This is a genomic window from Xanthomonas sp. PPL134, assembly GCF_040595915.1.
Classification (GTDB): domain Bacteria; phylum Pseudomonadota; class Gammaproteobacteria; order Xanthomonadales; family Xanthomonadaceae; genus Xanthomonas_A; species Xanthomonas_A indica.
In genome coordinates, this window is the sequence record NZ_JAMDLL010000012.1 from 59,606 (window position 1) to 81,153 (window position 21,548).

The 21,548-nt window shown below is 71.7% G+C and carries 18 protein-coding genes; 9 read left to right on the forward strand and 9 right to left on the reverse strand.

Translation table 11 applies throughout. The features are described 5' to 3' along the window. The 3 genes from M3U25_RS17455 (at position 1) to M3U25_RS17465 (ending at position 3,181) form a co-directional block, all read left to right on the forward strand. Positions 1-342: a lipid-A-disaccharide synthase N-terminal domain-containing protein gene (locus M3U25_RS17455; RefSeq protein ID WP_355502820.1), complete on the forward strand. Its 342-nt coding sequence runs from the start codon at positions 1-3 to the stop codon at positions 340-342. Between the two features lie 240 nt (positions 343-582). Further along, positions 583-1,062, forward strand: coding sequence for a transposase (locus M3U25_RS17460; protein WP_355502818.1), 480 nt, complete (start codon positions 583-585; stop codon positions 1,060-1,062). Positions 1,063-1,366: 304 nt separating this feature from the next. Beyond that, positions 1,367-3,181 (forward strand): DUF885 family protein, encoded by a 1,815-nt coding sequence (locus M3U25_RS17465; protein WP_355502816.1) that lies wholly within the window; start codon positions 1,367-1,369, stop codon positions 3,179-3,181. Between the two features lie 57 nt (positions 3,182-3,238). Here M3U25_RS17465 and M3U25_RS17470 read toward each other — a convergent pair whose 3' ends face one another. The 4 genes from M3U25_RS17470 to M3U25_RS17485 are packed head-to-tail and all read right to left on the reverse strand — an operon-like array spanning position 3,239 to position 9,294. Continuing rightward, on the reverse strand, positions 3,239-6,448 hold the full coding sequence (locus M3U25_RS17470) for a CusA/CzcA family heavy metal efflux RND transporter (RefSeq protein WP_355502814.1): 3,210 nt from the start codon (positions 6,446-6,448) through the stop codon (positions 3,239-3,241). 10 nt (positions 6,449-6,458) lie between these two features. Then, on the reverse strand, positions 6,459-7,649 hold the full coding sequence (locus tag M3U25_RS17475) for an efflux RND transporter periplasmic adaptor subunit (RefSeq protein ID WP_355502812.1): 1,191 nt from the start codon (positions 7,647-7,649) through the stop codon (positions 6,459-6,461). Continuing rightward, a complete protein-coding gene (locus tag M3U25_RS17480) occupies positions 7,646-8,899 on the reverse strand; it encodes a TolC family protein (RefSeq protein WP_355502810.1) in 1,254 nt (417 codons plus the stop codon). Before M3U25_RS17480 ends, M3U25_RS17475 begins: the two co-directional genes overlap by 4 nt. Before the next feature lie 56 nt (positions 8,900-8,955). Then, positions 8,956-9,294: a hypothetical protein gene (locus tag M3U25_RS17485; protein WP_242157208.1), complete on the reverse strand. Its 339-nt coding sequence runs from the start codon at positions 9,292-9,294 to the stop codon at positions 8,956-8,958. Positions 9,295-9,590: 296 nt separating this feature from the next. Between M3U25_RS17485 and rpmB the strand changes: the two genes are divergently transcribed. From rpmB to M3U25_RS17505, 4 genes are all read left to right on the forward strand, one after another. Next, positions 9,591-9,827, forward strand: a complete 237-nt coding sequence (gene rpmB / locus M3U25_RS17490; protein ID WP_010342733.1) for a 50S ribosomal protein L28 — start codon at positions 9,591-9,593, stop codon at positions 9,825-9,827. Positions 9,828-9,837: 10 nt separating this feature from the next. Further along, positions 9,838-10,005, forward strand: coding sequence for a 50S ribosomal protein L33 (rpmG, locus tag M3U25_RS17495; protein ID WP_169411268.1), 168 nt, complete (start codon positions 9,838-9,840; stop codon positions 10,003-10,005). 161 nt (positions 10,006-10,166) lie between these two features. Beyond that, positions 10,167-11,585 carry a cardiolipin synthase gene (gene cls, locus M3U25_RS17500; RefSeq protein WP_160946936.1) on the forward strand — a complete coding sequence of 473 codons (1,419 nt, stop codon included), beginning with the start codon at positions 10,167-10,169 and terminating at the stop codon, positions 11,583-11,585. 111 nt (positions 11,586-11,696) lie between these two features. Beyond that, entirely contained in the window at positions 11,697-13,124 is a 1,428-nt protein-coding gene (locus tag M3U25_RS17505) for an FAD-dependent oxidoreductase (RefSeq protein WP_355502807.1), read from the forward strand. A gap of 187 nt (positions 13,125-13,311) precedes the next feature. Here M3U25_RS17505 and M3U25_RS17510 read toward each other — a convergent pair whose 3' ends face one another. Beyond that, a complete protein-coding gene (locus tag M3U25_RS17510; protein WP_355502805.1) occupies positions 13,312-14,829 on the reverse strand; it encodes an MFS transporter in 1,518 nt (505 codons plus the stop codon). Between the two features lie 115 nt (positions 14,830-14,944). Here M3U25_RS17510 and M3U25_RS17515 point away from each other — a divergent pair, with 115 nt between their 5' ends. Further along, positions 14,945-15,826, forward strand: a complete 882-nt coding sequence (locus tag M3U25_RS17515) for a LysR substrate-binding domain-containing protein (RefSeq protein ID WP_355502803.1) — start codon at positions 14,945-14,947, stop codon at positions 15,824-15,826. 70 nt (positions 15,827-15,896) lie between these two features. Further along, positions 15,897-18,098 (forward strand): DNA helicase II, encoded by a 2,202-nt coding sequence (gene uvrD / locus M3U25_RS17520; RefSeq protein ID WP_355502801.1) that lies wholly within the window; start codon positions 15,897-15,899, stop codon positions 18,096-18,098. A gap of 76 nt (positions 18,099-18,174) precedes the next feature. Here uvrD and M3U25_RS17525 read toward each other — a convergent pair whose 3' ends face one another. The 4 genes from M3U25_RS17525 to M3U25_RS17540 form a co-directional block, all read right to left on the reverse strand. Next, on the reverse strand, positions 18,175-18,417 hold the full coding sequence (locus M3U25_RS17525; protein WP_355502799.1) for a hypothetical protein: 243 nt from the start codon (positions 18,415-18,417) through the stop codon (positions 18,175-18,177). Between the two features lie 133 nt (positions 18,418-18,550). Beyond that, a complete protein-coding gene (locus tag M3U25_RS17530) occupies positions 18,551-19,513 on the reverse strand; it encodes a lysylphosphatidylglycerol synthase domain-containing protein (protein WP_242157198.1) in 963 nt (320 codons plus the stop codon). Further along, positions 19,510-20,715, reverse strand: coding sequence for a cardiolipin synthase ClsB (gene clsB, locus M3U25_RS17535; protein WP_355502796.1), 1,206 nt, complete (start codon positions 20,713-20,715; stop codon positions 19,510-19,512). Before clsB ends, M3U25_RS17530 begins: the two co-directional genes overlap by 4 nt. Continuing rightward, on the reverse strand, positions 20,712-21,452 hold the full coding sequence (locus tag M3U25_RS17540) for an endonuclease/exonuclease/phosphatase family protein (RefSeq protein WP_355502794.1): 741 nt from the start codon (positions 21,450-21,452) through the stop codon (positions 20,712-20,714). The genes clsB and M3U25_RS17540 overlap by 4 nt, the downstream gene beginning before the upstream one ends. Positions 21,453-21,548: the final 96 nt, after the last annotated feature.

Consider the following 21,548-nt stretch of genomic DNA (forward strand, 5'->3'; position numbering starts at 1 on the left):
ATGGAGGCGCATTTCCTCAACGAACCGATCCAGGCGCTGTACTGGACCGGGCTGCACGTCACCGGCTGGAAGCTGATCGGCTACGTCGGCGCGCTGATGTTCGGTGGCCGCTGGCTGGTGCAGTTCGTCGCCTCCAAGCGCGCCGGCAAGCCGGTGATCCCGCGCCTGTTCTGGTACATGAGCGTGGTCGGCAGCCTGATGACGCTGAGCTACTTCATGTTCTCGGCCAAGCAGGACTCGGTGGGCGTGCTGCAGAACCTGTTCCCCGCCTTCACCGCCTTGTACAGCCTGTACCTGGACATCAAGCACCGCGGCTGGCGCCGCGACCGCGCCTCGCATTGAGCGCGCGGCACGCTTGCGCGTGATCGCAGGCGGTGCGCAACACGTTCCGATCGCGATCCACCACCCTTCGTAGGAGCGGCTTCAGCCGCGACCCGGATCCTGCCGCCCCTGCAGATACGTCGACAAGCACGCGCACGGCGACTGCCAGCGTCGTTCCGACACGGATTCGCGCACTATTCCGACAAGCGCCACCGCCATGCCCCGCTGGTGCCACGCTGCGATGGATTGGATGCTAGTGCCATGCACATCCAATCAGCCAAAGGCCATCGCGCGCTGCGTGCCGGACGCCATAGCGATCCGGGACAGCTCTACTTGTTGACCGCCGTGACGTTCGAGCGCGCGCCGTTGTTCGCGGACTGGCGATGTGCTCGTGCGGCGGCGGCATGCCTGGCTGAGCGAGACAGTTGGCCTGATGCCCGCCTGCTGTGCTGGGTGTTGATGCCTGACCATTGGCACGGCTTGGTCGAACTGCAAACGACGACCACGTTGGCGCACGCCGTGCACCGGGCGAAGGGCAGGTGCGCCCGTGCGGTAAATCTCGCGCGTGGTCGTGGTGGCTGCGTCTGGTCGCGCGGCTTCCACGATCATGCGCTGCGGCGCGACGACGACGTCTTGCATGTCGCCCGCTACATCGTGGCCAACCCATTGCGTGCCGGCCTGGCGCCGCGTTTGGGCGACTATCCTTATTGGGATGCGGTGTGGCTGACTTCTCCACCGTGAAGTGGCAGTCGTGAGCGAAGCCAACGGTGGCGGTGCATGTGTATGGGTGGTCTCAGGGCTTCTAATCAGTGAGGACGGCGTACTGTAGGAGCGGCTTCAGCCGCGACGGGCGTTACCGGTAATACCTGTCGCGGCTGAAGCCGCTCCTACAAAAGACGACATGCCACGTTGGTTCCGGCAAAGCGGGTTACCAGATACCTCGACGCCGTCACCGCACATCATCGACCACACAGGACTTCCGGCCCACCCGCCAGGCAGGGCAGGGGTGCGATCATCGAAGATCCGTTCCCGCCGTGTGCCGCCCATGCCGATGCTCGCCAAGACCCCGCTGGCCATTTCCCTGCTGATCGCGTTCGCCGTGACCACGCCCGCACTGGCCGCGCCGCCGTCGTCGGCAGCGTCCAGCGCAACACCGGCAACGGCCAACGCCAGCGCCGCCGATGCGCGCTTCCAGGCCATCTACGAGAAGGAGTGGGCCTGGCGCCAGGCGCAGCTCGGGCAGGCCGACGAGGACAGCGACAGCAGCGGCGACAATCGCCATCTGCCCGACGTCGGCGCGGCCGCGCAGGCAGCGCGCCTGAAGGTGTGGGAGGACGTGCTGCGGCAGCTGGACACACTCGATGCCGCCCAGCTCTCGCCGGAGAACCAGGTGAACCTGGCGGTGTACCGGCCGCAGGTGGAGAACCTGGCCGCGGCGGTGCGCCTGCGCGCCTATGAGATGCCGTTCAATTCCGACAGCGCGTTCTGGTCGGACCTGGCGTTCATGGCGCGGCGCAACCTGCGCACGCCCGACGAGTACCGCGCCTACATCGCGCGGCTGGAGGACGTGCCGCGCTACTTCGCGCAGCAGACCGACAACATGCGCGCCGGGCTCAAGCGTGGTTTCAGCGTGCCGCGCGCGGTGCTCGACGGTCGCGACGGCGCCATCGCCACTGTGGCCGAACTGAAGGACCCGACCACGGCGGTGCTGTACACGCCGTTCAAGCAGATGCCGGCGCAGATCCCGGCCGCGGAGCAGGCGCAACTGCGCGCGCAGGCGCAGGCGGCACTGCGCGACAAGGTGATCCCGGCCTACGCGCAGCTGCTGACCTTCTACCGCCAGGAGTACATGCCGCAGGCACGCACCACGCTGGCCGCCGAAGCCCTGCCCGACGGCAAGGCCTACTACCGGCAGCAGATCCGCGAGTACACCACGCTGGACATGGACCCCGAGCAGATCCACCAGCTCGGCCTGCGCGAGGTGGCGCGGATCCAGAAGGAGATGGACGCGATCATCCAGCAGGTCGGCTTCCACGCGCCGGCCGGGCAGAAGACCTTCCCGGCGTTCCTGCAGTTCCTGCGCACCGATCCGCAGTTCTACGTGAAGACCCCGCAGGAGTTGCTTGATCGTGCCGCGTGGATCGCCAAGCGCGTGGACGGGGAGGTCGGCAAGTTCATCGGCACGCTGCCGCGCGGCCGCTTCACCATCGTGCCGGTGCCGGCGGACATCGCCCCGTTCTGGACCGCCGGGCGCGGCGGCGTCGGCACCTACTGGCTCAACACCTACGACCTGCCGTCGCGGCCGCTGTACAACCTGCCGGCGCTGACCCTGCACGAGTCCTCGCCGGGCCATTCGCTGCAGGGCGCGCTGGCCGAGGAGCAGGGCGCGCAGCCGGCGTTCCGCCGCGAGAACTACATCTCCGCCTACGGCGAGGGCTGGGCGCTGTACACCGAGAAGCTGGGCAAGGAGATGGGCATCTACGCCACGCCCTACGAGGACTTCGGCCGGCTCAGCTACGAGATGTGGCGTGCCTGCCGCCTGGTGATCGACACCGGCGTGCACCACAAGGGCTGGACCCGCGCACAGGCGCAGGCCTACCTGCGCGAGCGCACCGCGCTCAGCGAGCACGAGGTCACCACCGAGGTCGACCGCTACATCTCCTGGCCGGGCCAGGCGCTGAGCTACAAGCTCGGCGAGCTGACCATCCTCGACCTGCGCGCCGAGGCCGAGCGCGAACTCGGCCCGGAGTTCGACATCAAGTCCTTCCACGACGCGGTGCTGCAGCAGGGCTCCGTGCCGCTGCCGGTGCTGCAGCAGCAGATCCGCGCCTACATCGCCGCGCGCAAGAAGAAGGCCTGATCGCCGCCGCACAGGCCGGCGCCGCGTCCCGCGGGAAGGGCGCCGGCCTGCACCGGATCAGCCGGCCACGCGCGGCGCGGCGATGCGCGCGGCGAACGTCGGCAGCACCAGCAGGGTGAGCGCGGTGGCGGTCAGCAGCCCGCCGATCACCACCGTCGCCAGCGGTTTCTGCACCTCCGCACCTGCGCCGCTGGCGATGGCCATCGGCAGGAAGCCGACGATCGCCACCAGCGCGGTGGTCAGCACCGCCCGCAGGCGGCTGGCCGCGCCGTCGATCGCCGCCCGCCACGGCGTCGCACCGGCCTGGCGGCGCTCGCCGATGGCCTGCATCAGCACCAGCCCGTTCAAGGTCGCCACGCCGGACACGGCGATCAAGCCGACCGCCGCCGACACCGAGAACGGCATGCCGCGCAGCAGCAGGGCGAGGAGGCCGCCGACCAGTGCCAGCGGCACGCAGCCGAACACCAGCAACGCTTCGCGGATGTTGCGCAAGGCCATGAACAGCAGGCTGCCGATCAGCAGGAACACCACCGGCACCACCATCGCCAGGCGCCGCTCGGCGCGCTGCAGGTTCTCGAACTGCCCGCCCCAGCGCAGGTAGGCGCCCGGCGGCAGTGTCACCTCGGCCACCGCCGCTTGCGCCGCGGCGACGAAGCCGCCCAGGTCACGGCCGCGCACGTTGGCCTGCACCACCACGCGGCGGCTGCCGTTGTCGCGGCTGATCTGGTTCGGCCCCTCGCTGACGTCGATCCGCGCCACCGAGGACAACGGCACCACCTGCCCGGCGGGCGTGGCGATCGGCAAGGCGGCGAGCTGGTCCGGATCGTTGCGCGCGGCATCGCCCAGCCGCACCACCACGTCGAAGCGGCGGTCGCCCTCGAAGATGCGCCCGGCCGCGGCGCCGCCGATGCCGGTGCTCACCGCCTCGCTGACGTCGGCCGCGGTCAGCCCGAGTTGCGCGGCGGCCACGTGGTCGATGCGCACGTTGAGGGTGGGCAGGCCGGCGACCTGTTCCACCCGCACGTCGGCGGCGCCGGGCACCGCACGCAGCTTCAGCGCCACCTGGTCGGCGGCGGCGCGCAGGCGCTGCATGTCGTCGCCGAACACCATCACCGCCAGGTCGGTGCGCACGCCGGAGATCAACTCGTTGAAGCGCAGTTCGATCGGCTGGCTGAACTCCACGCTGTTGCCCAGTTGTTGCCCGGCCAGTTTCTCCAGTCGTTCCACCAGCGCCTCCTTGTGCAGGGCCGGATCGGGCCACTGCGCGCGCGGCTTCAGCACGATCACGCTGTCGGAGATGTTGGTCGGCATCGGATCGATCGCCGCCTCGGCGGTGCCGGTGCGCGAGAACACCGCCGCCACTTCCGGCTGCCGGGCGATGGCCCTCTCCAGCGCCAGTTGCATCGCCAGCGACTGCTCCAGCGAGGTCGAGGGCACGCGCAGCGCCTGCATCGCCACGTTGCCTTCGTCCAGCGTCGGCATGAACTCGCGGCCCAGCAGCGCGAATGCGCCCACCCCCAGCACGCCCATCAGCGCCACCCCGGCGGCCACCATGCGTGGACGTGCGACCGCGCCGCCGATCAGCGGTTGCAGGCGCTGCCGCAGCCGGCGGAGCAGCCAGGTCTCGTGCTCGCCGGCGTGGTCGCGGGCCGCATCGGCGCGTGCGGTCGGCTCGCGCACCAGCAGCGCGGCCATCGCCGGCACGAAGGTGAAGGAGAACAGGAAGGCGCCGACCAGGGCCAGCATGAAGGTCGCCGCCATCGGCTGGAAGGTCTTGCCCTCCACGCCCTCCAGGGTGAGGATCGGCGCGAACACCAGCAGGATGATCAACTGGCCGAACGCCGCCGGCCGCGCCATCTTGCGCGCCGCCTCGGCGGCCCCGCCCAGCCGCTCGGCCGCGGTGAGCGCGCGGCCCAATTCGGCACGGCGCTGCCCCAACAGCAGCAACGTCGACTCGACCACGATCACCGCGCCGTCGACCAGGATGCCGAAGTCCAGCGCGCCCAGGCTCATCAGGTTGCCGCTGATGCCGAAGCGGTGCATACCGATTACCGCGAACAGGAACGACAGCGGGATCACCAGTGCGGCGATCGCCGCCGCGCGCAGGTTGCCCAGCAGCAGGAACAGCACCACCACCACCAGCAACGCGCCTTCGGTGAGGTTCCTGGCCACCGTGCGGATGGTGGCGTCGACCAGCACGCTGCGGTCCAGCACCGGCACGGCGACGATGTCCGGCGGCAGCGTGGCGTTGACCTGCTGCAGCCGTGTGGCCGCGACCTGCGCCACGGTGCGGCTGTTGTCGCCGGCGAGCATCAGCGCCGTGCCCAGCACCGCCTCGTGGCCGTTGCGGCTGGCCGCGCCCAGGCGCGGCGCACGGCCTGGTGCGACCTCGGCCACGTCGGCCACGCGCACCACCACGCCGTTGCGCGTGGCCACCGGCGCCTGCGCGAGATCGTCGGCGCCCAGCGCCAGGCCGTCGGCACGCACCACCAGGCCTTCGCCGGCACGCTGCACGAAGCCGGCACCGGCCTGCACGTTGGCGCGCTGCAGCGCCGTCACCAGATCGGCCAGCCCCAGGCCGTGCGCGGCCAGCCGCGCGGTGTCCGGATGCACGGCGTATTCCTTGACGTAGCCGCCGATCGTGTCGACCCCGGCCAGGCCCGGGCTGGAGCGCATCTGCGGCGCGATGATCCAGTCCTGCACCGTGCGCAGGTAGGTGGCGCGTTCCTGCGGCGTGCGCAGCAGCTCGCCCTCCGGCGTGCGGTAGACCGCGCCGGCCTGCCAGCCCCCCGTGCCCGGCCGCGCCAGCCGGGCCGGGTCGAACGCGGTGAAGTCCACCGTCCACATCAGCACCTCGCCCAGCCCGGTGGTCACCGGCGACAGCCGCGGCGTCACGCCGTCGGGCAGATCCTCGGCTGCCTCGCGCATGCGCTCGGCCACCTGCTGGCGGGCGAAGTAGAGGTCGGTGGCATCGCTGAAGATCGCGGTGACCTGCGAGAAGCCATTGCGCGACAGCGAGCGCGTGGTGACCAGGCCGGGAATGCCGGCAAGCGCCGTCTCCAGCGGATAGGTCACCTGGCGTTCGATCTGCTCGGGGGTCAGCGCCGGGGCGACGGTGTTGAGTTGCACCTGGCGATTGGTGATGTCCGGCACCGCGTCGATCGGCAGCCGCCCCAACTGGTACAGGCCCCAGCCGGCGATCAATGCGGCCAGGAACAGCACCAGCCAGCGCAGGCGCACCGCCGTGTCGATGATGAGGTTGAACATGGTTGTCTCCTCAGTGGCCGTGCTCGACGTCGCCCTTGGCCAGTTCGGCCTTGAGCAGGAAGGCATTGCGGCCGGCGATGCGTTCGCTGCCGCGCAACCCGTCGAGGATCTCGAGGCGATCGCCCGCCCGGCGCCCGGTCAGCACCGGCTGCGCGCGGAAGCCCTCGGCAACGGCGACGAACACCGCGCTGCGTCCCTCCACCGTCTGCACCGCGTCGGCCGGCACGCTCAGCGCGGTGTCCTGGCCCTCGGTGACGACCACGGCCGACACCGGCGACCCCGCCGGCGGCACCGGCGCGGCGACCGGCATCGCACGGATCACCGCGGCGCCGCCCGGCGCGCGCAGGTCGGCGGTCGCCGCGGTGACCGCGGCGGCAAAGGTGCCGCCCGGCGCGCTCACCTCCAGCGTCGTCCCCGGCGCGACCTGCGCGGCCAGTGCCGGCGGCGCGGCGAACACCAGTTCGTTCATCGCCGGATCGGTGACCTCGGCCACCACGCTGCCGGCCGCGACCACGCTGCCGGGGGTGACCTGCACGCTGCCGACCCGCCCGTCCAGCGGGCTGACGATGCGCACGCGGCCGCTGGCGTCGGGCGCGCCGTTGGCGGCGGCCTGCGCCTGCGCCGCCGCGGCCTGCGCGCGTGCCGCCACGGCCCGCGCGTGCGAGCGTTCCATCTCCTGGCGGGCGACCACGCCCTGCGCGACCAGGGCCTGGTCGCGGGCATGCGCCAGCCGTGCGGCCTCGGCCTCGGCGCTGGCGGCCAGCGCATTGGCGCGGAACACCGCGGCCTCGCCGCTGACCACGATCGCCAGCGGCTGCCCGCGGCGCACCATGCTGCCGAGCGCGACCAGCACGCGCTCGACGCGGCCGGTGATGCTCGCCGCCACCGCGGCGCGCGCGCCCACCGCCGGTTCGACCCGGCCCGCCAGACGGGTCGAGGTGCCGCCGCCGCGGCCAACCGCGACCACCTCGATACCGGACGCGGCGCGTTGCTGCGGGGTCAGCCGCACCGTGTCGCCGGCATCGGCATCGGCATCCGCAGCGGACATCGCCGCAGGCTCGGGCGCATCCTGCCGGCGCTCGGCGCCATGGCCGTGCGCGTCGTCGGTCGCCGGGGCGGCCTGCTTGTCGCCGGCGCAGGCGGCCAGCAGGAGGGCCAGCAGCAGGCTGCCGGCACGGAAGAGTGGGCGGGACAGGTTCATTGGGCCTCCATGAACGGCGCGCGCCCTTCCAGGCGGGCCAGTTCGGTTTCTGCCGTGACCCGCGCCAGGCGGGCGTCCACGGCGATGCCGCGGGCGGCGATGAGCGCAGCACGGGTGCTGCGCAGTTCCAGTTGTGCGATGCGTCCGGCATCGAAGCCGATGCGGGCCAGGCGATAGGCCTCCTCCGCGGCCGCCACGCCGTCGTCGGCTGCGCGCGCGCGGCTGCCGGCGGCCTTCAGCGTGGCCAGCGCGGCCAGGCGGTCGGCGGCGCTGGCGCGGCGTTGCTGGTCCAGCCGTGCCTCGGCCGCGCGCTGTTCGGCGCTGGCGGCACGGACGCCTGCGCGGTTGCGGTCGAACAGCGGCACGCTGAGGCTGACGCCGAGCGTGTAGGCATGGGCGCGGTCTTCGCGGAAGCGCGTCTGCGCGGCGGTCAGGCTCAGGTCGGGTAGGGCGCGCTTGCGCTCCACCTCGACCAGGCGTGCGGCGGCATCGGCCTCGGCGCTGGCGATGCGCACCGGCAGTGCCGCCGGCTCGGTTGCGCGCGGCAGTGGCGGCGCGCGGTCGAGCAGGCCGGCGTCGATGGACTGCACCGGCGTCTCCAGCAGGGCGATGGCGGCCAGGCGCGCCAGTGCCGCGTCGCGGAATGCCTGCGCCTCGTCCAGCGCGGCGCTGGCATCGGCCACCTCGCTGCGCGCCTGCACCGCGCGCAGCTGCGGCTCGCGGCCCTGCGCGACCATCGCGGCCATGGCCGCCGCATCGGCGCGGGTCAGCGCCAGCGCCTGGTCGGCCAGGGCGGCGCGGCGCAACGCGGCCTCCGCCTGCGCGTAGGCCAGCGCCAGCTCGCCGGCGGCATCGCTGCGATGCTGCGCGCCACGCATGGCGGCCGCATCGGCGTCGGCGCGGGCCGCGCGGATGCGTGCGCCGCGCTGGCCCCACAGTTCCAGCGGTTGCGACAGGCTGAGCGAGATCTCGGCCCGGCCGGTGCCGGCATAGGTGCCGCTGCCCCAGGCGTTTTCGCTGGACCAGGACAGCGCCGGGTTGGGCAGCGCCCGGGCCTGCTCGGCGCGCGCATCGGCGGCCTCGGCCAGGGCCGCGCCGACGCGGGCGCCAGGCAACTGGTCCAGCCGTTCGAGCAAGGTGTCGTAGGAAGGAGCGGTCTGCGCCATCGCCAGCGCGGCCGGGGCCAGGCCCAGCAGCACGGCGACGACCCGCCCGGCCGCGCGCGGCGGCCGACGTGTCGGAGTCGACATGAAGAAATTCCAGAGGTGAGGAAAACGGAAACCCGCGATCGCGGGACACGCTCAACTCACGCTCTGGGCGGGCGCTTCAATCCGTCCTGGACGACGCCCGCAGGGGAAGCGTCAGTGGCCTGCATCCAGCGCGCCGGTCGCGGCGCGCCGAACACGGCGAGGGCGCTCGCCGGCAGGCTCAGATTCGAGTGGTGGCAATGGTTGTGGCTGCAGCTGCCGGCGAGCTTGCCGTCGCTGTCGTCGCCATCGGCATGCGCCGCGGCGGGCGTGTGCACGGCGTCCGCGGACTCCGGCTCCAGCGCGCAGGCCAGCGCATCGGCCACCGGCACCACCACGAACGCCGCCAGCAGCAGCATCAGCAGGGAGGTACGCAGTGGTCGGAACAGGCGGCGCATGACCCGAGCAGGCTAGCAAGCGGATTCCGGCGGATACAATAGCAACGCCCGCCTCGTCCATCGGCCAGGGCTGCGCGGCGCCCGGCCCTGTGGACAACTTGCACAAGCCTTTGATCGCCTGCATAATGCGCGGCTCGCTGTGCCCGACGAGGTCGGGGCCGGCGGCCGGATGCGCGATCTCCGGCCGGCCTTTCCCAGCGTAACCGTTTGATTTCCCACGTCGCGTGGTGGCCGCAGGGCTGCCGGGGCCGCCGTCTCCCAGGCTATGGGCGACCAAACTACTATCGAGGTGCGCAATGTCCCGCGTATGCCAAGTGTCCGGCAAGCGTGTGCAGACGGGTAACAACGTCTCCCACGCCAACAACAAGACCCGCCGTCGTTTCCTGCCCAACCTGCACGAGCGCCGCTTCTGGGTCGCCAGCGAGAACCGCTGGGTCAAGCTGAAGGTTTCCGCGCACGCGCTGCGCACCATCGACAAGAACGGCATCGACACCGTTCTGGCTGAGCTGCGTGCGCGCGGCGAAAAGGTCTGAGGAGTAGAGCATCATGGCAGGCAAGCGCGATAAGGTCCGTATGATTTCCTCGGCCGGTACCGGCCACTTCTACACCACGGACAAGAACAAGAAGAACACCCCGGGGAAGATGGAATTCCTCAAGTACGATCCGGTCGTGCGCAAGCACGTCCTGTACAAGGAAGGCAAGATCAAGTGATCGGCTGATCCTCGGATCGCCGCTCACGCTGGACACCGAACCCGCCGCAAGGCGGGTTTCGTGCGTCTGGGGAATGGAAAACCCCGCCGCCGATATGCGGCCATGGTTGCGTTTGCCGGCGCAGTCCGCAGAATCGGGCGACCTGGGTTGCGAGGATCGCGATGCTGCCGGTCTGGTTGGAAGGCACGTGGCTGCTGGCGCTGGACTGGTTGATCCGGCTGGTGGCGCTGTTGTGGATCCCCACCCGCACCACGCCCGGCGCGGCACGCAGCTGGCTGTTGCTGGTGGGCTTCGTGCCGTTGTTGGGGTTGCCGCTGTACCTGTTGCTCGGCCATCCCTGGCTGTCGCGCGAGCGCATCCGCCGCCAGGCGCTGGCCTCGCAGGTGATCCGCGAGCAGCAGGTGCCGCTGACCGCGCTGCGCTGGGCGCCGCCGGCCGACACCGTGGTCGCCGAAGTGGTGCCGCTGGTCGAGCGCCAGGGCGATTTCATGCCGACCCATGGCAACAGCGTCGAGCTGCTCGATCGCTATGCGCCCTCGCTGCAGGCGCTGATCGACGACATCGACGCGGCGGTCGAGCGCGTGCACCTGCTGTACTACCTGATGTTCGACGACGCAGTCGGCGATGCGGTGAGCGCCGCCTTGCTGCGCGCCGCCGCGCGCGGCGTGCGCTGCCGGCTGCTGCTGGATGCGCGCGGCGGCCGCCGCGGCCTGCGCCGTTACCGCAAGCGCCTGCACGCGGCCGGGGTCGAAGTGCAGGCCTTGTTGCCGGGCGGGCTGCGCTGGCGCCGCAGCGGGCGCATGGACCTGCGCAACCACCGCAAGATCGCGGTGATCGACAACCGCGTCGGCTACATCGGCTCGCAGAACCTGGCCGAGCCGCAGTTCGTCCCCGGCCATCCCAACCGCGAACTGGTGGCGCGGGTGCAGGGGCCGGTGGTGGCGCATCTGGAAGCGGTGTTCGCCAGCGACTGGTTCATCGAGACCGGGCAGCGCCTCAGCGTGGTCGCACCCGCCTCCATCCACGGTGGCGGCGTCGCCGCGCAGCTGCTGCCCAGCGGACCGGCGTACCCGTTCGAGAACGCGCGCGACACCGTCAACGCGCTCGTCCATCTGGCGCGGCGGCGCATCGTCATGGTCACGCCGTACTTCGTGCCGGACGAGGCCACGCTCAGCGCGCTGCGCATCGCCGCGCTGTCCGGGGTGGACGTGCAGCTGATCCTGTCCGAGAGCAACAACCAGCGGCTCACCGCCTGGGCGCAGGAGGCCTACTACGACGAACTGCTGCGCAGCGGAGTCAAGATCGCGCTGTATCGGCCGTGCTTCCTGCACGCCAAGCACCTGAGCGTGGACGAAGGCATCGCCCTGGTCGGCTCGATCAACCTGGACATCCGCTCGTTCGCGTTGAACGCCGAGGTCGGCATGCTGTGCTACAGCGCCGCGGTGGTGCAGCGGCTGCGCGCGGTGGAGGCCGATTACCTGGCCGATGCGCGGGTGCTGACGCTGCAGGACTGGCGCAAGCGGCCGGCCTGGCGGCGCAGCCGCGAAGGCATCGCCCGCCTTGCCGATGCCCTGATGTGACGCATGCCGATGACAGGCGCATGACGCGCTCATGCGCGATCGGTGCCGGCACATGCGCGACGGTTCTCAGCCGCGGACCGGGTCGGTGGGGGCTTCCCTTACAATCGCGGCATGAGTGAGCTTGTCCCCAGCGACCCGGTCGAGGACGACTGCGACATCGCCATCGTCGGCGGCGGCGCGGCCGGCGTGCTGGTCGCCTTGCAGCTGCTGCGCCACGCCGACACCGCGCTGCGCGTGCAACTGATCGAAGCGCAGCCGGCGCTGGCGCAGGGCGTGGCCTATGCGACGCCGTGCGCCGAGCACCTGTTGAACGTGACCGCCGGCCGTATGAGCGCCTTCGCCGAGGCGCCCGACGATTTCCTCGACTGGCTGCAGCAGCAAGCGCTGTATCCGCAGCTGTCGCGCGCGGCGCTGGCCGACGCCTACGTGCAGCGCCGCCATTACGCCGCCTACCTGCGCGCGCGGCTGCAGCAGGCGCAGGCCGCCGGGCCGGCGCGCCTGCAATGGCGGCAGGCGCGCGTGCTGGCGCTGCACCCGCAGCCGACCGGCGGACAACGCCTGCACTTGCACGACGGTGGCCACCTGCACGCCGGTGCCACCGTGCTGGCGCTGGGCAACAGCCTGCGTCCGCTGCCGGCGCGCGGTGCGCCCAGTCTCGACGCGCCGTCGCGGATCGAGGCCTGGGACTACGCGCAGTTGCAGGCGATTCCGCGCGAGGCGACGGTGTGCATCGTCGGCTCCGGCCTGAGCATGGCCGACAGCGTGCTGACCCTGCTGGCCAATGCGCACCGTGGCCCGGTGCACGTGGTCTCGCGGCACGCGTTGCTGCCGTTGCCGCATGCCGCGCATGGCGCGCCGGCCGACTTCGATGCGCAGGCGCTGCTGGCGCTGCCGCTGCGCCAGCGCGTGCGCGCGCTGCGCCGCCATGCCGCCGCGGCGCAGGCGCAGGGCCGGCCGTGGCAGAGCGTGATGGACCGGGTGCGGCCGCTGAGCCAGGCGCTGTGGCAATCGCTGTCGGTCGCCGAGCAGCGCCGGTTCCTGCGTCACGTGGTGCGCTACTGGGACGTGCATCGGCATCGCATCGCCGAACCGGTGTTCGCGCAACTGCAGGCGATGCGCCGGGTCGGCCAGCTGCGCCTGCACCGCGCGCGGCTGGACACGGTGTTCCCGGTCGGCGCCTGCGTGCAGGTCAACGGCATGGGCGCCGACGGTGCGCCGTTGCAGCTCGACGCGCACTGCGTGATCAATGCCACCGGCGTCGAACTGCGCGCGCAGACCATGCGCAATCCGCTGCTGCACCAGTTGCTGGGCTGTGGCCATGCGCAGCCGGGGCCGCACGGCATCGGCGTGGGCAGCGCCGCCGACGGTGCACTGCTCGATGCCGATGGCCACGCCACGCCGCGCATCCGCGTGCTCGGCAGCCTGCGCATCGGCAGCCTGTGGGAAAGCCTGGCGATCCCCGAGCTGCGGGTGCAGGCGCAGCAGACCGCGCAGGCGCTGCTGGCGCTGGACGTGTCGGCACGCGACGCGACGCACTGAACACCGCGGAGCAGGCCTCGCCACGATGCATGTCGGCGCGGCGATGACATCCGAATACCTCGCATCGCTCTCGTTGCCACAGCGGACCAACGTGGGACCTCGAAGGAGCGGCTTCAGCCGCGACAGGCGTTCCCGGTAACGCCCATCGCGGCTGAAGCCGCTCCTGCACGGGACTTCCCCGCGGGCATCAGAAGCGTTCATCCACCGCGTGCTGCGGCGTGCGCCCGAGCAGCAGGCAGATCGCGATCGCCGCCAGCGCGGTGATCGCCGCCAGCACCCGGGTGAGCGTGCCGAAGGCCGCCGCATAGGCCAGGCGCAGTTGCGTTGCGGACAGCGCACCCTCGTGCATGGAGGCCGACAGCTCGCCGGCGACCAGGCGCTGCGCGGTGTCCGCCAGGGCCGCGTGCGGCAGCAGCGGCGCAACCGCGGCCAGCCGCATCTGCAGCAAGGCCGCCAGCACGGCCGCCACGCTGGCCAGGGCGATGCCTTCGCCGGCCACGCGCAGGGTGCCGAACAGACCGGCGGCCATGCCGGCGCGTTCGCTCGGCACCACGCTGACCGACAGCGCATCCATCAGGCCCCAGGGCAGGGCGGTGCCGGTGCCGATCAGCAGCAGCGCCGGCAGCGCCTGCGCCGGCGGCCGCGCGCCCAGCCAGCACAGGCCGGCCGCGGCCGCCGCCAACCCGGCCGCGGACAGCCAGGCCGGGGCGATCCGCTGCGCCAGCACGGCGGCCAGGCTCGGCACCAGTAGCATCGGCGCCGACAGCGCCAGCAGCGTCAGGCCGGCGCTGGCGGCGGGCGCGCCATCCACGCCGATGATGCGCAGCGGCAGCAGCACCAACAGCACCACGTAGCTGTAGCAGGTGGCGACCGGCAGCAGTTGTACGCCGACGAAGCGCCGGTAGCGGAACAGGCTCAGGTCCAGCAGTGGATGCCGGCGGCGCCGTTCGATCTCCACGAAGGCGAACAGCAGCAGCGCGGCGGCGCCGAGCAGGGCCAGTGTCGCGGCGCTGCCCCAGCCGCTGTGCGGCCCCTGGATCAGGCCGGCGGTGAACAGCGCCAACGCCGCGCTGAAGCTCACGGCACCGGCACGGTCGGGCGGACCGGCGGCCGGAGCGCGCGAGGCGGGCAGCCAGCGCGCGGCCAGGGCCCATGCCAGCGCCGCGACCGCGGCCACGCCGAAGAAGATGGCGCGCCAGCCCAGCCGTTCGCTCAACGCGCCGGCGGCCAGCGGGCCGAACGCCAGGCCGGTGCCGAAGGTGGTGCCGAGCAGGCTGAACGCACGCGTGCGCGCGGCGCCGGTGTACAGCGGCGCCAGCGCCGCGGTGCCGGCGGCCAGCGCGGCGGCGGCACCGACACCCTGCAGCGCCCGCCACAGGTCGATCGCCGCGACCGAACCGGCCACCGCCACGCCCAGCGTCGCCAGGGCGAACAGCGCCAGGCCGCCAAGGAACACCCGGCGCCGTCCATGCCGGTCGGCGAGCGCACCGGCGGCCAGCAGCAGGCTGCCGAAGCTGAGCATGAAGGCGTTGGTGATCCAGGCCAGGGCCAGCGCGCTGCCGCCCAGGGCCGCGCCGATCGCCGGGGTGGCGACGGCGCCGCCGGAGAAGTTCAGCGGCAGCGCCAGGGCGGCCAGGCACACCGCGGCCAGGGCGGCACCCCGGCGCGGCAGGGGCGTGGAGGGGGAGGTCGAAGCGGCGGTCATCGGAGCGACTCGTGTGGCGGATGTCGGAAGGCCACTAGAGATACCGAGGCGGTAATCCGCGAAAAAGACCTTGCTCTTCCACACTTTGCGGAACAGAACGCTCTAATATCGCCGCATGGACCGCCTCACCGGCATCGTTGCCTTCGTCCGTGCCGCCGAGCAGCGCAGTTTCGTCGGCGCCGGCCGCGTGCTCGGCATCTCGGCCTCGGCGGTGGGCAAGAGCGTCGCGGTGCTGGAACGCGAGCTCGGCGTGCGCCTGCTGCAGCGGACCACCCGGCGCATCGCGCTGACCGCCGAGGGCGCGCTGTTCCTGGAGCATTGCCAGCGCGTGCTGGCCGACCTGCGCGAGGCCGAGGAGGCGCTGGCGCAGACCCGGCAGGCGCCGCGCGGGCGCCTGCGGGTCGGCCTGCCGACCATCGGCTACCGGTTCCTGGTACCGCTGCTGCCCGAATTCCGCCAGCGCTATCCGGACGTGGAGCTGGACCTGGACTTCGACGACCGCGTGGTCGATCTGCTCGAACACGGCCTGGACGCGGTGATCCGCAGCGGCGTGCAGGCCGACTCGCGGCTGCTGGCGCGGCGGCTGGGACCGTTCCGCTTCTGCCTGTGCGCGGCGCCGGACTACCTGCGCCGCCGCGGCGTGCCGCAGACCCCGGCGGAACTGGCCGCGCACGATGGCGTGCTGTTCCGCGTTCCCGATACCGGCAAGCCGCAGGACTGGCCGCTGGCCGAATCGGCGCCGCTGCCGCCGGCGGTGCTCACCTGCAACAACATGGAGGCGGTGCGCGCGGCGGCGATCGCCGGCATGGGCATCGCCTGCATGCCGGCGTTCCTGGCCCGCGATGCGTTGGCCGACGGCCGCCTGCAGTCGGTGCTGGATGCGCACATGGCCGATGGCGGCGCGTTCTTCGTGGTGTGGCCGTCGCGCCGGCAACTCTCGCCGAAGCTGCGCGTGTTCGTGGATTTCCTCGCCGAACGGCTGTTCCGCACCGATTGACGCCAGGTCGTGTGCCGGGCGGCGCGCGCTGTCGCAGCCGCTGCGCCGCTGCACCGGCTAAAATGCGCGGGTGGATGTCTCTCATTTGCTCGACGATCTGAACCCCGCCCAGCGCGAGGCCGTTTCCGCCGCCCCCGGCCATTATCTGGTCCTGGCCGGCGCCGGCTCCGGCAAGACGCGCGTGCTCACCCATCGCATCGCCTGGCTGCACCAGGTGCATGGCGTGCCGGTGCACGGCATCCTGGCGGTCACCTTCACCAACAAGGCCGCGGGCGAGATGCGCCACCGCGCCGACCTGCAGTTGCGCAACGGCAGCCGCGGCATGTGGATCGGTACCTTCCACGGCCTGGCGCACCGCCTGCTGCGCCTGCACTGGCAGGACGCGAAGCTGCCCGAGAGCTTCCAGGTGCTCGACGCCGACGACCAGTTGCGCCTGGTCAAGCGCGTGGTGCAGCAGCTGGAGCTGGACGAGGGCAAGTTCCCGCCCAAGCAGATCGTGTGGTGGATCAACCAGCAGAAGGACGAGGGCCGCCGCGCGCAGCACATCCAGCCGGAGCCGCGCGACGAGTGGGTCACTACGTTGCGCAACGCCTATGCGCTGTACCAGGAGCGCTGCGACCGCGCCGGCCTGGTCGATTTCGCCGAACTGCTGCTGCGCGCGCACGAACTGCTGCGCGACACCCCGGCGTTGCTGGCGCATTACCGTGCCCGCTTCGGCGAGATCCTGGTCGACGAATTCCAGGACACCAACGCCATCCAGTACGCCTTCGTGCGCGTGCTCGCCGGCGACAGCGGCCACGTGTTCGTGGTCGGCGACGACGATCAGGCGATCTACGGCTGGCGCGGCGCCAAGGTCGAGAACGTGCAGCGCTTCCTCACCGATTTCCCCAGCGCGCAGACCATCCGCCTGGAGCAGAACTACCGCTCCAGCGCCAACATCCTCAACGCCGCCAACGCGGTGATCGCGCACAACCCCGACCGCATCGGCAAGCAGCTGTGGACCGATTCCGGCGACGGCGAGCCGATCGACCTGTACGCGGCCTACAACGAGGTGGACGAGGCGCGCTACGTGGTCGAGCGCGTGCGCCAATGGGTGCGCGACGGCGGCAGCTACAGCGAGGCGGCGGTGCTCTACCGCAGCAACGCGCAGTCGCGCGCGTTCGAAGAGGCGCTGATCGCCGAGCAGGTGCCGTACCGCGTCTACGGCGGCATGCGCTTCTTCGAGCGCGCCGAAATCAAGGACACCCTGGCCTACCTGCGCCTGGTCGCCAACCGTGCCGACGATGCGGCCTTCGAGCGCGCGGTCAACACGCCGCCGCGCGGCATCGGCGACCGTACCCTGGACGAGGTGCGGCGCCTGGCGCGCGCGCAGTCGCTGTCGCTGTGGGCGTCGGCGCAACAGGCCGCGCAGCAGGGCGGCGAACTGGCCGCACGCGCGCGCAACGCGCTGGGCCAGTTCCTCGGCCTGATCGAGCAACTGGCCGCGGACGTGGCCGGGCTGCCGCTGCCCGAACAGATCGACCAGGTGCTGGCGCGTTCCACCCTGCGCGATCACTGGAGCAAGGAGAGCCGCGGCGGGCTGGATTCGGAGTCGCGCACCGACAACCTCGACGAACTGGTCTCGGTGGCCTCGCGCTTCGTCCGCGCCGACGCCGACGAGGACGCCGACGAGGGCCGCCAGGCGATGACCGAACTGGTCGCGTTCCTGGCCTATGCCTCGCTGGAGGCCGGCGAAGGTCAGGCCCAGGCCGGCGAGGACGGCGTGCAGTTGATGACCCTGCACTCGGCCAAGGGCCTGGAATTCCCGATCGTGTTCCTGGCCGGCATGGAAGACGGCCTGTTCCCCAGTGCGCGTTCGCTGGAGGAGAGCGGACGCCTGGAGGAAGAGCGGCGCCTGGCCTACGTCGGCATCACCCGCGCCCGCCACAAGCTGGTGCTGAGCTATGCCGAGTCGCGGCGCATCCACGGCCAGGACAACTACAACGTGCCCTCGCGCTTCCTGCGCGAGATCCCGCGCGAGCTGCTGCACGAAGTGCGGCCGAAGGTGCAGGTCTCGCGCAGCGCCTCGCTGGGTGCACCGCGCAGCCTGGGCCACAGCGTGATCGAGGCGCCGGCGATCAAGCTCGGCGCCAACGTGCAGCATCCCAAGTTCGGCGGCGGCGTGGTCATCGATTACGAAGGCAGCGGCGCCCACGCCCGCGTGCAGGTGCAGTTCGACGAAGCCGGCGCCAAATGGCTGGTGATGGCGTACGCCAATCTGACGGTGCTGTAGGCCGACGCGATGGTGGTATGCCGGGGCGTGCGCGGTGCGCAGGTCGGCCGCCAACCGCTCCGGCGCGCGGACTGCATCATCCCACCGTCGCGGCAGCCACCACGAACTGCGGCGCAGTCTCGAACTGCGCGATGCGGTCGGAAAGGTGCAGATGATCGTAATCGGCACCCATGCGCTCCATCTCCTCGGCACAATCCGGCAAGCACTGCGCGATCGCCCTCGGCTCGCCGGGGTCGGCGCACAGCGTGACCTCGGCCATGGCGACAGGCCGTACCGCCTCGACCGCCAGGTCCGAAAGCGGGTCTCCATGGCGTTTCATGCCGATCCTTCATGCGCGGTCGCGTTGGTCGCCGCGAGCGTAACAAACGCTGCGTGTGGCGATGCTTGGCTGAGGCCAAGCATCGCCACACGCAGCGGTGGGGCCGCTGCTAACGCGATTGGCCGCCGCTGTGTCAGTCGGTGCCCGCTGCGTGCGGTGGCGCCTGCGTGTCGCGTCGTCTCCGCGCCTCCAGCACCGCATAGCCGGCACAGGCCAGCAGCAGCGGGCCGAGGTAGTAGAAGGCGCGATAGGCCAGCAGCGCGGCCAGCAAGGCCGACTGCGGCGCCTGCGATCCCAACAGCGGCAGCACCACCGCTTCCAGCACGCCGATGCCGGCCGGCACGTGGGCGATGGCGGTGGCCACGGCCGCCGCCAGCAGTGCGCCGAGCACCGAGAGGTAGGCCACGCCGGCCGGCATCAGCACGTACAGCAGGGCCCCCATCAGCGCCCAGTTGCCGGCACCCAGGCCGAGTTGCAGCAGGGCCAGCGGCAACGGCGGCAGGTGCAGGACGTGGCCGCGCACCTGCAGCGTGCGGCCATGCGCGCGCTGGCAGCCGATCAGGTACGCCAGCACGGCGGCCAGCATCGCGGCGCCGATCCAGGGCAGTGCCGCGCCGCTCAGCGGCCACTGCGCGGGCGTGCGCAGGCGGCCGCTGACCAGCAACGCGCCGGTCAGCAGCAGGTAGCCCATCCAGTTGGTGGCGATGGCGAAGCCGACCACGCGGCTGATCGTCGCCAGCCCCAATCCGGCGCGTCCATACAGGCGGTAGCGGATGCCGGTGCCGCCGATCAGCGCGCCGACATTCAGGCTGAAGGCGTAGGCGATGGTCGCAATCGCCATCACCCGCGGCGTCGGAAGCGCATGCGCCGCGTAGCGACGCGCGGCCAGGTCGTAGCCGGCATACAGCACATAGCTGGCCAGGCTCAGCCCGGCCGCGGCGGCCAGGGTGCCGGCGCCGTAGCCGGCCAGGGTCGTGCCGACCTGCGCCCAATCCACGTTGTGCGCCGCGCGGACCAGCAGGACCGCCACCAGCACCAGGAAGGCCAGATAGGCGACGCGGCGCAGCACGCGCCAGCGTTTGCGCGGGCGGCTCATGGTGCGTGCCGCTTGCGCCGCAGCACCGCGGTGCGCGGCGTGCGCTTGGGCAGTCGGCTGGCCCACTGCGGCACGTTGCGCAGCACGTGGAACAGCAGCGGCCGCAGCAGCGGTTGCCAGAAGCGCCCGCGTGGCACCTGCGCCGGCACGACTTCGCGGCAGTGCCGTTGCATCAGCCGTTGCAGGCGCCCGTGCAGGTCGCGCGCGAAGGCGGCATTGCGGATCACCAGGTTGGCTTCCAGGTTCAGCGCCAGGCTCAGCGGATCCAGGTTGCTCGATCCCACCGTGCTCCAGTGGCCGTCGATTACCGCGACCTTGCCGTGGAACGGGCGCTCGCAGTATTCGAAGATCTGCACGCCGGCATCGACCAGATGCCGGTACAGCGCGCGTGCGGCGAACAGCGCCAGCGGCGTGTCCGGCTGGCCCTGGAAGATCAGCTTCACCGCCACCCCGCGGCGGGCAGCGGCGCACAGGTCGCGCAGGAAGCCGTAGCCGGGGAAGAAGTAGGCGTTGGCGAGCACGATCTCGTGGCGCGCGCCGCGGAACGCCTGCCGGTAGGCGCGTTCGATGCTGCGCGAACGGCCGGCATTGTCGCGCGGCAGGAAGCAGACCTCGGCCTCGCCAGCGGGCGGCACATCGACCTTTTCCTGCGGCACCCAACCTGCGCCGGTGCCGTGGGTGCCCAGGGTGCGGCGCACGAACGCCACCATGTCCGCCACCACCGGGCCGTGCACCTCCACCGCGTAGTCCTGCTTGGCCTCCGGGCCGAAATCGGCCAGATGATCGGCCGACCAGTTGATGCCGCCGATCATGCCGATCCGCCCGTCCACCACCAGCAGCTTGCGGTGCATGCGCCGGAACACGTTCAGGCGCACGCCGAGCAGGGTCGGCTGCTGGTCGAACAGGCGCAGTTCGGCGCCGGCCTCGGTGAGTTCGTGCACGAAGCCGGGCGAGAGATCCGGCGAGCCGAACGCGTCCACCAGCAGGCGCACGCGCACGCCGCGGCGCGCGGCGGCGACCAGGTGGTCCTTCAGCGCCAGGCCCACCTTGTCCTCGAACCAGATGAAGGTCTCCAGCAATACCTCGTGGCGGGCCGCGTCGATCGCGGCGAAGGCGCGCGGGAAGTACGCATCGCCGTTCTCCAGCAACTGCAGGCGGTGGCCCTGGCGCCAGCGCGTGTCGAGGTTCGCCGCACGGTTCACAGCACGATCCTGGCGTGCAGCGGGGCGTGGTCGGACAGGTGCGACCAGGGGCGGCCGGTCAGCACCCGTGCGGCCTCGATGCGCACGTTGCGCACATAGATCCGGTCCAGCGGCAGCAGCGGCCAGCGCGCCGGGAAGCTGCGCGCCACACGCCCGTGCAGGTGCGCGAAGGCCTCGGTCAGGCCATGCCGCTGCAGCAGCGGATGCCCGCGCTGGCGCCAGTCGTTGAAGTCGCCGGCGACGATCAGCGGCGCTTGTGCCGGCAGTTCGGCGACCAACGCGCCGAGCAGGCCGATCTGCCGGCGCCGGTGCGCCTCGCGCAGGCCCAGGTGCACGCAGATCGCGTGCGCCGCCACGGGATGCCCGGGGATCTCCAGCACCGCATGCAGCAGTCCGCGGTGTTCGTGGCCGGCGATGGAGACGTCGCGGTTGACGCAGGAGGCGATCGGGAAGCGCGACAGCAGCGCGTTGCCGTGGTGCCCATGCGGATACACCGCATTGCGGCCGTAGGCGAACTGTGGCCACAGCGCGTCGGCGAGGAATTCGTACTGGCTCTGCGCCGGCCAGTCGGCATGGCGGCCGGCATGCACCTGGTGTTCGCCCAGCACTTCCTGCAGGAACACCAGGTCCGCGGGCAGGGCGCGGATCGCCGCGCGCAGTTCCGGCAGCATGAAGCGCCGCTTCAGCACGCTGAAGCCCATGTGCGCATTGATGGTCAGCAACTCGATCGCAGGCATGCCGGGGCAGGACGGACATTACGCCTGCCATTGTCGCCGGCGTCCGCGTGCGGCGCGTGACGGCGCCGCTGCGCGTGGCCTGCCGCCGCTGCGTTG